This window comes from Anabaena sp. 54, from assembly GCF_017355725.1.
Classification (GTDB): Bacteria; Cyanobacteriota; Cyanobacteriia; order Cyanobacteriales; family Nostocaceae; genus Dolichospermum; species Dolichospermum heterosporum.
This window is the reverse complement of sequence record NZ_JAAVWA010000058.1, coordinates 1-11,859: the sequence shown is the minus strand read 5'-3', so window position 1 is coordinate 11,859 and position 11,859 is coordinate 1. Positions and strand designations below refer to the sequence as shown.

The following is an 11,859-nucleotide window of genomic DNA, read 5'->3' as shown; positions in this document are numbered from 1 at the left end:
GAGGCAAGAGTGAAGAGGGTTTAGGCGATTTTACATTTCTTTACACAGTTTGGTTTTATTGTGTTCACCTACTTAATCTGAATTTAGACGTTTAAAACAACCTGTTAGATTAAGCAACAGAGTAACCTAGCAACGGGATTAAATTCTATCAGGATTTATATTTAGTTCCCGCAATTTTGCTGCTAAACGTTCTGATTTTCTCGCTTCTTTTTCTGCGGTTTCTTCAGGTGTGGGAACTAACTCTCCTGCTGGGGTAAAATACCTTAACAGTCCTTGGTGAATTCCTAAATATAAACCTAACTGTTCACTCCATAAATGTCCTTTTTCATTGGGTTCTAAAGGTTGATATTTATATTGATATGGCATCAAGTAGTTACTTGTTGATTGTAGCATTAATTCAAGATTAATAATATAATAATGTATTAATCTTTAATCTTTTTGTTGGGTTGCGCTGTCGCTTAACCCAACCTACTTTAACTCACCACAACCTAAATCAGAAAATTCATTAACCACCACCAAAAACTTCGACGTTTGCAAATGCACAAACGGGTGAACCATGTCCTACAGAAATGGCTTGATTTGGTTCTCCTTTACCGCAGAAAGGTGTGCCGTAAATTTGCCAATTAGTGTTATTTCCAACTTGAATTAAACTATGCCAAAACTCTGGTGTGGTGGCACGATAGTTAGGATTACGCAGGGTTTTGGTAAGTTTGCCGTTTTCAATTAATTTGGCATATTCACAACCAAATTGAAATTTATAACGTTGATCATCTATTGACCAAGAACGGTTGGATTCCATGTAAATTCCCTGTTCTATTCCTGAGATAATTTCTTCAAAGGTGGCGTTTCCTGGTTCTAGATTTAAGTTAGCCATTCTGTCTATTGGGGGACGATTCCAAGAACAAGCTCGCGCACAAGCAACACCGGGTAAATCTGCTCTTGCTTGACTTTCTAAACTGCCTAAACCACGTTGTAAAATGCCTTTTTTAATTACATATTCTTTGCTGGCTACTGCACCAGTATCATCAAAACCATAACTGGCAAATTCACCTGATACTGTAGGATCAAAGGTGATATTCATCAGGGGTGAACCATATTCTAATTTACCAAAATCATCTTTGGTAACAAAGCTACCGCCGGCATAGTTGCGTTCGTCTCCTAAAATGCGGTCAATTTCTAAAGGATGTCCGATGCTTTCATGAATTTGTAGCATCATTTGATCTGGTGCTAAAACTAGGTTAGTTTGGGTATTTGGACATTCTTCTGCTGTTAATAATTCTAATGTTTGTTCACCAACTTTTTGAACTTGATGCCATAAGTTATCGTGTTTAAACAGTTCCCAACCTCCTTGATAAGAGTTGGCGTGAGCGCCGTTGTTGCTACGTTGTTGGACGATTGCACCGTCTTGAGCGATCGCCCCAAAATGATGACTAAGAGATAAAATATTTTGATATACTTCTGAACCGTTGCTACTGACAAACCAAGTTTCTTTTTGATCTGTGCCGACTGTAGCTGTGGTTTGCACGATTTTATCGCTAATTTTGAGTTGCTGACAAATCTGAATGAGTAAATCGTTGATTTCTCCGGGAGTAATAGCGTTAAATGGTTCTAAACATGGTGAGTTATATTCACCAATGACTTGAGGACGGGTATTTTCACTAATTGGATATATCCACCATTTACTAGCTGCAATTGCTTGTTTATAGGCGATTTCCGCAGCTTTTTGTAAACTGGAGATATGTAAGGAGTTGGTAGCGGCATAACCTAAACAACCATTAACGATGACTTCGATCATTGCTCCCATATTCAATGATTTACCGTTGCTTTGGGGTAAACCATCACGGACAGAATGATCTGTAGAAGTTGTTTTTACGGCTCTGATTCCTACCCAATCTGCGGGGATATTTAAATGAGCAATTGCTTTTTTTAGTTCAATCAACATAATTTTTAATTTTTAATGCCACTTTGCGATACTATGGGACTTTAGTGGTTTAATATTACACTTTATCGCCTGTTTTTGAATTTGTAGAAAAACTGTTCATGTCGGAATTATTAGCTAACACTGGAACTATTGCGGCGATCGCTACTGCTGTTGTCCCTCAACAGGGTAGTGTGGGTATTGTCCGGGTTTCCGGTGATCTGGCAATGGCGATCGCTCACAATCTATTTTACGCCCCAGGGCGACAAGTTTGGTCAAGTCATCAGATTCTTTATGGTTATATTCGTCAACCCCAAACTAAGCAAATTATTGATGAGGCTTTATTATTAATAATGAAAGCCCCCCGTTCTTTTACCCGTGAAGATGTGGTAGAATTCCATTGTCATGGGGGAATTATGGCGGTACAACAAGTATTACAACTATGTTTGGAAAATGGCGCAAGATTAGCTCAACCGGGAGAATTTACATTAAGAGCGTTTTTAAATGGTAGATTAGACTTAACCCAAGCGGAAAGTATCGCCGATTTGGTGGGAGCAAAATCACCTCAAGCTGCTCAAACGGCTCTAGCTGGATTACAAGGTAAATTAGCCCAACCTATCCGCAAATTACGGGCTAATTGTTTAGATATTTTGGCAGAAATCGAAGCCAGAATTGATTTTGAGGAGGATTTACCACCTTTAGATCAGCAGAGAATTATTGCAGATATTGAGCAAGTGACAGCGGAAATTAGCAAATTATTAGCCACAAAAGACAAAGGTGAATTATTACGAACTGGTTTAAAAGTGGCGATAGTTGGGCGACCAAACGTGGGAAAATCGAGTTTATTAAATGCTTGGAGTCAGAGCGATCGCGCTATTGTCACCGACTTACCAGGAACAACCCGCGATGTGATAGAATCACAGTTAGTTGTGGGCGGCATTCCTGTCCAAGTGCTAGATACAGCCGGGATTCGGGAAACAGCAGATCAAGTTGAAAAAATCGGTGTAGAGCGATCGCATCGTGCCGCTAATGACGCTGATTTGGTATTATTTACCATAGATGCAGCCGCAGGTTGGACACCCGCAGATCAAGAAATTTATGAACAGGTAAAACACCGTCCGGTAATTTTAGTCATTAATAAAATTGACCTAATTTCAACAGCAGAACAAGAAACTTTACAATCTAAAATCCAAAATCCAAAATCCAAAATCGTCACAGCCGCAGCCATAAATCAAGGAATTGATAATTTAGAAACAGCGATTTTAGAAATAGTTCAACAGGGAAAAGTTCAAGCCGCTGATCTAGATTTAGCAATTAATCAACGACAAGCAGCAGCTTTAACAAAAGCAAAGATTGACTTAGCACAAGTGCAAATGACAATCACCGATAAATTACCCTTAGATTTTTGGACAATTGACTTAAGAGGAGCAATTCAAGCATTAGGAGAAATCACCGGAGAAGAAGTCACAGAATCAGTTTTAGATCGGATTTTCAGTAGATTCTGTATTGGCAAATAAAATAAGTTATTCCATTTCCTAGTCTAATGAGGTACAAAATTATCTGCGTTCATCTGCGTTCATCTGCGTTTAATTCTGACTTCTTGTACCTCACTTGCATGAGAATTGCTGTAAACTCTCAAAATGACAGCATTTTAGGCAGCAATGATTTCTTTGATGATGACATAAGGTTCAACAATCAGAGCATTAAATCGCTTCTCACGGTTGAGATTCCATTCTCCCACCTGATCTATTGTCGGTTTGGCTAATAATTGTTCATCTATCCAATGTTGCACTGAAAGAATATTATCACTAGCGATCGCTTCTCCCACATCTAATAAATCCAAATTCTCCGCTACCAAAATCACCGCATCTTTTTGGACATGGGGAATTAACCACTCCCATTCGGCTTCATCAAGATTTTGCTGTAATTTTTCCCGTAACTCCGACATAATTCCCCACTTTTTTAGTTATTAGTTTCATTTTACCTGATCAGCAAGCCCTAGTTTAGTGCAGGGATATACCTATAAGATGCGAAACTATGTAAATAAATATTACAAAATATACGGTAGTAATTTACTTTTTGCCCGTAAGTTGGTAGATAAAATAGTTAAGAATAAATTTCAAAAAAGTTAAAGGGAGCTTAAATTATGGACACAACTCATAACAACACTCCCACAGGTAACAACACTCCCACAGGAGACAATCCTGACAATAATAAAACTAATCCCAACGATGAGGAAAGTGAAAACTGTCACCATAAACTAGTGTGGTCTTGTGATCCAAACAGTTATCCTCGTTGCACTGCTCAATGGGTACTGGAGTGCGAGCTAATCTGTCATTTACCTGAGTCCGACCTCAGAGAATAACCTGCAAATATTGATTAAAACCCTTATGGGGTAGGTATACTTCGACCCTTCGACAGGCTCAGGGCATCGCAGGCTCAATACAGGTCTTGTCTGCCCCGTAAAAAATTTTACCTTCCCAAATCGTGCATGGCATTAATTGCGTTCGCACACCTTTGAGTAACCCTTTCCAATTCCTCTTTCTTAGTAGAAATGGGAGCATCAATTAACTTCCCAATTCTCAGAGTCAAAGGTTCAGAAACCAATTTTTTAGAAGTCATGAATTTTATTTAAACAGTCAGTGGCATCATAACATTAGATATGTGGTATTTATTATAATCTTCAATATACATTAGCAGACATTTAGCAACATATTCTGCTAATTTAACGGGTACAGCATTACCAATCATCTGTTCTAAATCTGTTTTTGAACCTGCAAAAATAAAATTATCAGGGAAAGTTTGAAGATAACTTCTTTCACGAGTAGTTAATGGACGCAAATCTGGTGTTAATGGTGCAACATCTCCGGGGTGTTGTTGATAAGTTTTAGGTATTGGTCTATTCACACCTCGAATAGTTGGACTTGGTTCATCAATACTGAAAATCGCTCTTCTTTGATAACTTCTAGGATGACGATAATAATATTCAAGTCCTAAACTATTTCCTAAATAATCTCTAATAGTTGTCGGTTTTTTAGATAAATTAGCTTCTAGGTAAGTTTTTAAATTATCATCTTTACCACCAAGTTCTCCTATACAGAAAAATCTCTTCCTCTTTTGTGGTACACCACATAAACTAGCATCTAATACCTTTTCTGTTAAACCATAACCAGCAGATTTAAGAATTTGCTTAAACTCTTGATACTTGTGAGATTTTCTAAACAATTCTACATTTTCTAAAACAAACCATTGACTAGAAACACTAGCTACTATTTCAGCAAATGTAATACTTAAATCTCCTCTCCCTAAATCTTCATTACGCTTACCAGCACTAGAAAAATCTTGACACGGTGGACCACCAATAATTACATCTGGTAATAATTCTTTAAATATTAAATAATTATTATTTACCTGACTCAAATCATATTCAAAAATTGGATGATTAAAGTTTTGCTGATAAACATTTATAGCAGATTTCCAGTTTTCAAAAGCAGCAACAATCTCAAATCCACTATTCTGAAATCCTAGTGATAATCCACCACAACCGGAAAATACATCTATGACTTTTAAAGGAGATGATTTCATTTGTATATTCATTAAATTTCTTTTAGTCTATCATCAAAAATTTCTGGATTGCTGAAAATAATAGCATCAAATCTTCTTTCAGGACTTAAAAAGTTTTGTCCTCCTCCTAAAATGATATTTTTAATTTCTTCTTTGGTAATCCTGGGTTTAACTAAATTATCACAAGTCATATAAGGACGAGTATTAGAACCACTTAAAGCAAAGGCTTTATCATTCTTAGTGTTATAGGTTAATGTATCAATAACTAATTTATGATTTATCTTACCAACAAGAGCAAATTCATATAACATTTTTGCCAACCAGACCACAGAACGCATAGGTCTTTGGATGGTTTCTTCTGATTTAGCTAATCTTTTAGTTATATCAAAGAAAAGCCGGGTAAAACCAAAGTTACTCCAGACAAAAATATCTAAACAGTTTTGATAAAGTTTGGAAGTCTTACCTACCGTTTTCCATATTGGTTGCATGACTAATGGAGATTGAATTGCTATATTCTCACTTATTAAAGTATCTAAACTATCTACAATTTGAGGAATAAAAGGCAATACCTGACGGATACTTGACCAATCTTCAATTTGACTACATACAGGTTGAAGATAATTGAGTAATTTATCTCTTGAATTTTCAAATTCATGAGCAATACTCAAAGCAAGATAGACAATAGTATCTGGTCTGGTAACAATTTCACAGCCGTATTGATGATCTGGTAACCGATAAGTGGAATTATCAGGTAATGCAGTTAATTTAATTTCTATACTTCGTAAACAAGCATTATCTCTACTAAGATCATGGGTTACTAAATCAACTCGCGGTAATTTACCAACAACTATTTTTCTATAAGGTACATAGTCACTTTCAAAGGAGAAGAATAAATGATCAGAAAGAGGAGTAATACCAAATATTTGAGAAATATCTATTTCTTGATACTGAATTTTTAGCTGCTTGTCCAAGGTTAAATAATTGAGTTTTAAACCTTTCTGATACATATAACAAGCTAAGGATGCAGGAAAAGAATTATTAAATTGATTCTTTCCCCAACTTTCTCTTTGAGAAAAATCTCTATTAGAATGATTTAATCCAAATAAACCTACTTGTAAATTTTCTGGTTGCATTAGGCTGAATTTGATAATTAACTTACATAAAAACGCATTTATTATTTATGCTGAAAACTCTTGTGGGGTAGACATCTTGCCTACCCTATAATAAATTTTACCTGCCCAAATCGTGCATTTCATTAATTGCCTTCGCACACATTTGAGTAACTCTTTCCAACTCTTCCTTATTAGTAGAACTGGGAGCATCAATTAACTGACCAATTCTAATAGTCAAAGGTACAGAACGGGGTAGAGAAGAACCCGGTTGTAAAATCTGCTCACTTCCCCATAAACTTACCGGTAAAAAAGGAGCTTTGGCCTTAGCTGCGAGGAGGGCTGCACCTCTTTTCGGGTCATGAATGCGACCATCATTCGTGCGTGTACCTTCTAAAAACACACCCACAGCCCAACCATTTGCTAAATACTCTAAAGCAGAACGAATTGCATTGCGGTCAGCACTGCCACGACTGACAGGATACGCGCCGTATAATTTAATTGCTTGTGCTAAAACAGGAACTTTAAATAATTCTTCCTTAGCCATGTACGCGACGGGACGACGGACACAACTAGAAACTATGGGAGGGTCAAAATAACTAGCATGATTACTAACGACTATGACAGCACCAGATTGGGGGACATTTTCTGCGCCATAAATCTTGCCCCGAAAGTATGCGTGTAATACGGGACTAACCACCGACCACTTAAAGGCGTGATACAGTGCCAAACTAATTAAGGGTTCACGAGTTCTAGTCACAGAAGATAGTATAAATAAAATAGAATACAAAAGTCAGAATTCAGGAGTCAGAACTCATTTTAACCGCTAACTCCTAAATCTAACTGCTTATTTTTCCTAGATTAGTTGCCTAATGTTAAAGCCTGTTGTCCTTGAGGTGAAGTAGCATAACCTAGAAATGCTTGCACTCCGGCACTAGCAGGGTCTTTATAGACATAATACAGCGATCGCTTATAGGGATAACTAGCCGCCTCTGGAGTCAAGCCTTCAATAGCCACGACTCGCGCGGTTTGCTGATTAGCAACTTGAGCAAAAGTCGCATAGCCGATACCATCTGTTTTCAAAGCTTGAACTAAGGGAGTGGTCGCATCTTGGGGTAAGGTCGTAATGTTGGGTGTAGTCCCGAAATTAGCTCCTTTTAAGACTAATTCTTTAAAAGTTTGATGTGTGCCACTAATGGCTGGACGATTAATGACGCGGATAGTCGCAGATAGACCACCCACTGCTGACCAATTATTAATTTTTCCCTGAAATATATCTGCAATTTGACTACTGGTTAATCCTCTATTAAAGGGATTTGCCTTACCGACAATCACAGCGATCGCATCTTGTGTTATGGTGACAGACTTCAATTTCTGACCTTGCTCCTGTGCTGTCAAAGGTCTAGAAGCCGCCGCAATATCCACTTTACCAGCCAATAGATCCTGAATTCCCTTATCAGTCCCATTCCCCACAGCCTCTACCTTCGTACCAGGAAACTGTTTCTCAAACCCCTTCCTGAGATTTTGGTTAATTGTCACCATACTCGTAGAACCGTCTATCTTTACAGTCGTACCACTGGCTACTGTCGTTGGTAACGGGAAAGCCGCAGAAGTGGGAGTAGTGGGAGTAGTTGTCTCACCAGCAGGGGAATTACTTTCTGGCTGCGTAGCTGTCGGATTTGGGGCAGGATTACGCATAAAAAACCACCAGTAACCACCACCCAAAAGCCCTGAAAATAGCAAAATAAACACAATAGGAGGTGGACCGCTTCTCTGACTCATAAATTCCTAATTATTCTGGTAATTGTTTAGATTGGGAATCTTGTAATCTTTGCAAACGACGAGCAACTTCGTCATCTAATGTCATACTTTCAATCTCAGCTTGCATTTTTTCGGCAGGATTTTCCGATAATTCCGCCAAAGCTTCCGTCTGTAAATTTCGACGTTCCACAGCCCCCTTAGCCTTTTCAAAATCACTCTTAGCAGAGCCAATATCAAACTCATTATTGACCTTAGCAATCATCGCCAGAGCTTCATTCACCTCTGACATATCCTTCATATTTTGCATATCCGCTTTGTAGCTTTCTAACTTCATGCGCTCACGGTTCAGCTTATCCTTAGAAGCCTTGACCGCCGTTTCCGCCTGTTTCACCATTTCCGCTAGTTTAGGCAAGATTTGCTCCGTTTGAATCGCCTTACTCATAGCCATTCGCGCACCTTCTTCATTACCACCTTTTTGAGCAACCATAGCTTGCTGCTCTAAGGTATTAAATTCTTTAATTTTTGCCTCATATTTATTCTTGGCAGTTTTATAAGCCCCTTCCTGAGCCGCAACCGCAACCGCCAATTTCTGAACAGCTTCCTGCATTGACTGAAGAGACTCTTCAGCAACTGCCACAGCCACCTTACCACCAGACTCTACAGGCATTCCCCATAACCAGTTCCAAGTTCCAACTATGGTTCTTCCTGCCCTTTCACCCATTATCCAGTAGACAGCTTTTTTCATAACCGAAAGTTATTTTAGTGAGAGTGGTTATGGTAATATTTTTACTCTAATATAGGCATACATAGCAATTGTTTGTCAATTTCTTTAAGTATATCTAGGAATCCTCAATGATTTCTGAGCAATATTTAAGTAGCGTAGGGTAGTCAATATCTACCAAAATCCGTCTAAAGTAGGCAAAAACCAAATATAGCGGTATGTACTTAAATGAAATACATCATAAGTCCCCTCCTTGCTTGCGGGGAGGGGGTTGGGGTTCTTGTATTTCACTCAGCTAAGAACTGCTATATATACATCCGGTTTGATGCAAAATATCCGTAGGGTGTGTTAGCGGTAGCTTAACGCACCAAATTCTTGAGCAGGGAAAGATGATCAAATATCTCTAACTTGTGAATAAATAACAAACAACAACAAGAGAAAAAATGCACAAAAAATACTCGATTAATTTTTAAGGAATGCTGATGATGACACTTGCACAAATTCAAAATCAAATCAAAAGCCAAGCCGCTAAAATCGCTGAACAGCAACAAGAATTATTGGACGCTCAAAAAGAATTATCTTTACTTTTAGAGAAGAAAAAAATTATGGAAGAACTAGCCAATGAAAAACTGAAAGAAGCAGCACAGCTATTAAGAGAAGCCCAAACTGATTTAGAGTGTACAACTGAGGAGATTTTAGAAATTACTAAATCAAAAATGATTAGCCCTGAATTAGAAGATCAACTTGATTTAGAACAAAATGGCAAAAATAGTTTAATTGTGGGAACTTTAGGATCTTTAGAATCCGTCGAAATTGATCTAGGTAAATCCGAACTTAGCCTACAAGAAGGTAAACAAGAATTAGTCAATGCCTTAACTGAAAAGATAGATGAGTTTGAATTTGCTTTATCCTGTTTACCTGTAGAAGAAAGAGATTGTGCTAGAGTTAAGCTACAAACTGTAATTGGTAATTTTGTAAATCAGTGATGAAGAGTTCACCGAGTCAGAATCAATCAGTCTGACTTCTTCTTTCTTTCTCCTAACTCCTACTTTTCTTAATTTATGAATATTATTGAAACCCTCAAAGCCGATTATGCTAGATTTCCTGAAAATCAAACTTACAGCATTTATGCCGACAATGTTTATTTTCAAGATGCTGTTTTCAAGTTTCGGGGAATTGAACTTTATAAATGGATGATTAAATTCATTCAAACTTTTTTCTTCAATCTGAAACTAGATTTACATAACATCCAATCTCAGTCAGAAATTATTAAAACTGAATGGACAATGAGTTGGAATTCCCCATTACCCTGGAAACCCTATATTTCTGTTTCTGGCTGGAGTGAATTACGTCTGAATGCCGAGGGTTTAATTGTTTCCCATATTGATTATTGGCACTGTTCTCGCTTAGATGTAATTAAGCAACATTTCATTTCTGGGAAAAAACCATCATAATGTAAATAAATGTAAATAAAATCCAGGCATAAGGAATAATTGATGCGAGTAATTTTAATGACAGGGAAAGGTGGCGTGGGTAAAACCTCCGTTGCCGCAGCCACTGGACTCCGTTGTGCGGAACTCGGCTATCGGACATTAGTTTTAAGTACAGACCCCGCCCATTCCCTTGCAGATAGCTTTGACGTAGAATTAGGACATGATGCCCGTCTCGTTCGTCCTAACTTGTGGGGGGCAGAATTAGATGCCCTGCAAGAATTAGAAGGTAATTGGGGGGCTGTGAAACGCTACATTACCCAAGTTTTACAAGCCAGAGGTTTGGACGGCATACAAGCGCAAGAGTTAGCAATCTTACCGGGTATGGACGAAATTTTCGGACTGGTGAGAATGAAACGTCATTATGATGACGGAGAATATGATGTTTTAATTATTGACTCTGCCCCTACTGGTACAGCATTACGGCTGTTAAGCTTGCCTGAAGTTGGCGGTTGGTATATGCGTCGTTTCTACAAACCGTTTCAAAATATTTCCGTTGCCCTCAGACCACTGGTAGAACCTTTTTTCAAACCTATTGCTGGTTTTTCTTTACCAGATAAGGAGGTAATGGACGCACCCTATGAGTTTTATGAGCAGATTGAAGCTTTGGAAAAGGTCTTAACTGACAATACTCAAACTTCTGTGCGTCTAGTCACCAATCCCGAAAAGATGGTAATTAAAGAATCTCTTCGCGCTCATGCCTATTTGAGTTTGTATAATGTAGCGACAGATTTAGTAATTGCTAACCGGATTATTCCTCAAGAGGTTACAGATCCATTTTTCCAACGCTGGAAGGAAAATCAAGAACAATACCGTCAAGAAATTCATGATAATTTCTTACCTTTGCCAGTGAAAGAAGTACCTCTATACTCTGAAGAATTGTGTGGTTTGGCAGCTTTGGAAAGATTGAAAGAAACTCTCTACAAAGATGAAGATCCAACTCAAGTTTATTATAAAGAAACTACTCTCAGAGTTGTCCAAGAGAATAACCAATACAGCTTAGAACTCTATTTACCGAATATTCCCAAAAGCCAAGTGCAATTAAGTAAAACTGGAGATGAGTTAAATATTACTATTGGCAATCATCGCCGTAATTTAGTATTACCTCAAGCTTTAGCTGCACTGCAACCAGCAGGAGCAAAAATGGAAGATGATTATCTGAAAATTCGCTTCGCTGAATAGAAACTGGGGCGGGGAAACCCAGCCCATACTTAGAGGGTGTTTGAAAAGTTTTTAATGTATAAACAAACCCCTCTGGTAAACCTCTCCAGTATTAAATGTTATTCCTTTTCCCTC

12 protein-coding genes and 2 pseudogenes are annotated in these 11,859 nt (G+C 38.0%); 5 read left to right on the top strand and 9 right to left on the bottom strand.

Annotation, left to right across the window (positions count from 1 at the left end):
• Positions 1 to 138 precede the first annotated feature (138 nt).
• Both HEQ36_RS25585 and HEQ36_RS25580 read right to left on the bottom strand, forming a co-directional pair.
• Positions 139 to 351 (bottom strand): annotated as a pseudogene (locus HEQ36_RS25585) (Uma2 family endonuclease); the annotation flags it as partial.
• 154 nt (positions 352 to 505) lie between these two features.
• Entirely contained in the window at positions 506 to 1,942 is a 1,437-nt protein-coding gene (locus HEQ36_RS25580; RefSeq protein WP_053538983.1) for a TldD/PmbA family protein, read from the bottom strand.
• Between the two features lie 98 nt (positions 1,943 to 2,040).
• On the opposite strand from HEQ36_RS25580, the gene mnmE reads away from it, so the two are divergent.
• On the top strand, positions 2,041 to 3,435 hold the full coding sequence (gene mnmE, locus HEQ36_RS25575; protein WP_168636053.1) for a tRNA uridine-5-carboxymethylaminomethyl(34) synthesis GTPase MnmE: 1,395 nt from the start codon (positions 2,041 to 2,043) through the stop codon (positions 3,433 to 3,435).
• 134 nt (positions 3,436 to 3,569) lie between these two features.
• Here mnmE and HEQ36_RS25570 read toward each other — a convergent pair whose 3' ends face one another.
• Complete coding sequence (locus HEQ36_RS25570; protein WP_039202125.1) at positions 3,570 to 3,866, bottom strand: DUF2288 domain-containing protein; 297 nt, start codon at positions 3,864 to 3,866, stop codon at positions 3,570 to 3,572.
• A 198-nt stretch (positions 3,867 to 4,064) separates the two neighbouring features.
• On the opposite strand from HEQ36_RS25570, the gene HEQ36_RS25565 reads away from it, so the two are divergent.
• Positions 4,065 to 4,283 (top strand): hypothetical protein, encoded by a 219-nt coding sequence (locus HEQ36_RS25565; RefSeq protein WP_168636052.1) that lies wholly within the window; start codon positions 4,065 to 4,067, stop codon positions 4,281 to 4,283.
• A 107-nt stretch (positions 4,284 to 4,390) separates the two neighbouring features.
• Here HEQ36_RS25565 and HEQ36_RS25560 read toward each other — a convergent pair.
• The 6 genes and pseudogenes from HEQ36_RS25560 to HEQ36_RS25535 all read right to left on the bottom strand — a co-directional run.
• Positions 4,391 to 4,513, bottom strand: a pseudogene (locus tag HEQ36_RS25560) (1-acyl-sn-glycerol-3-phosphate acyltransferase); the annotation flags it as partial.
• 36 nt (positions 4,514 to 4,549) lie between these two features.
• Entirely contained in the window at positions 4,550 to 5,503 is a 954-nt protein-coding gene (locus HEQ36_RS25555) for a DNA cytosine methyltransferase (protein ID WP_168636051.1), read from the bottom strand.
• A gap of 11 nt (positions 5,504 to 5,514) precedes the next feature.
• Positions 5,515 to 6,615, bottom strand: coding sequence for a HindVP family restriction endonuclease (locus tag HEQ36_RS25550; RefSeq protein ID WP_168636050.1), 1,101 nt, complete (start codon positions 6,613 to 6,615; stop codon positions 5,515 to 5,517).
• A gap of 97 nt (positions 6,616 to 6,712) precedes the next feature.
• The gene (locus tag HEQ36_RS25545) at positions 6,713 to 7,351 is read right to left on the bottom strand and encodes a 1-acyl-sn-glycerol-3-phosphate acyltransferase (RefSeq protein ID WP_039202124.1); all 639 of its coding nucleotides are present in this window, start codon (positions 7,349 to 7,351) and stop codon (positions 6,713 to 6,715) included.
• Positions 7,352 to 7,452: 101 nt separating this feature from the next.
• Positions 7,453 to 8,373 carry a phosphate ABC transporter substrate-binding protein gene (locus HEQ36_RS25540; RefSeq protein ID WP_168636049.1) on the bottom strand — a complete coding sequence of 307 codons (921 nt, stop codon included), beginning with the start codon at positions 8,371 to 8,373 and terminating at the stop codon, positions 7,453 to 7,455.
• Positions 8,374 to 8,383: 10 nt separating this feature from the next.
• A complete protein-coding gene (locus HEQ36_RS25535) occupies positions 8,384 to 9,097 on the bottom strand; it encodes a PspA/IM30 family protein (protein WP_053538987.1) in 714 nt (237 codons plus the stop codon).
• Positions 9,098 to 9,555: 458 nt separating this feature from the next.
• Here HEQ36_RS25535 and HEQ36_RS25530 point away from each other — a divergent pair, with 458 nt between their 5' ends.
• The 3 genes from HEQ36_RS25530 (at position 9,556) to HEQ36_RS25520 (ending at position 11,745) form a co-directional block, all read left to right on the top strand.
• Positions 9,556 to 10,059: a hypothetical protein gene (locus HEQ36_RS25530; protein ID WP_168636048.1), complete on the top strand. Its 504-nt coding sequence runs from the start codon at positions 9,556 to 9,558 to the stop codon at positions 10,057 to 10,059.
• 75 nt (positions 10,060 to 10,134) lie between these two features.
• The gene (locus tag HEQ36_RS25525) at positions 10,135 to 10,527 is read left to right on the top strand and encodes a DUF2358 domain-containing protein (RefSeq protein WP_168636047.1); all 393 of its coding nucleotides are present in this window, start codon (positions 10,135 to 10,137) and stop codon (positions 10,525 to 10,527) included.
• Positions 10,528 to 10,569: 42 nt separating this feature from the next.
• Entirely contained in the window at positions 10,570 to 11,745 is a 1,176-nt protein-coding gene (locus tag HEQ36_RS25520) for a TRC40/GET3/ArsA family transport-energizing ATPase (protein ID WP_053538990.1), read from the top strand.
• The last annotated feature ends 114 nt before the right edge of the window (positions 11,746 to 11,859 follow it).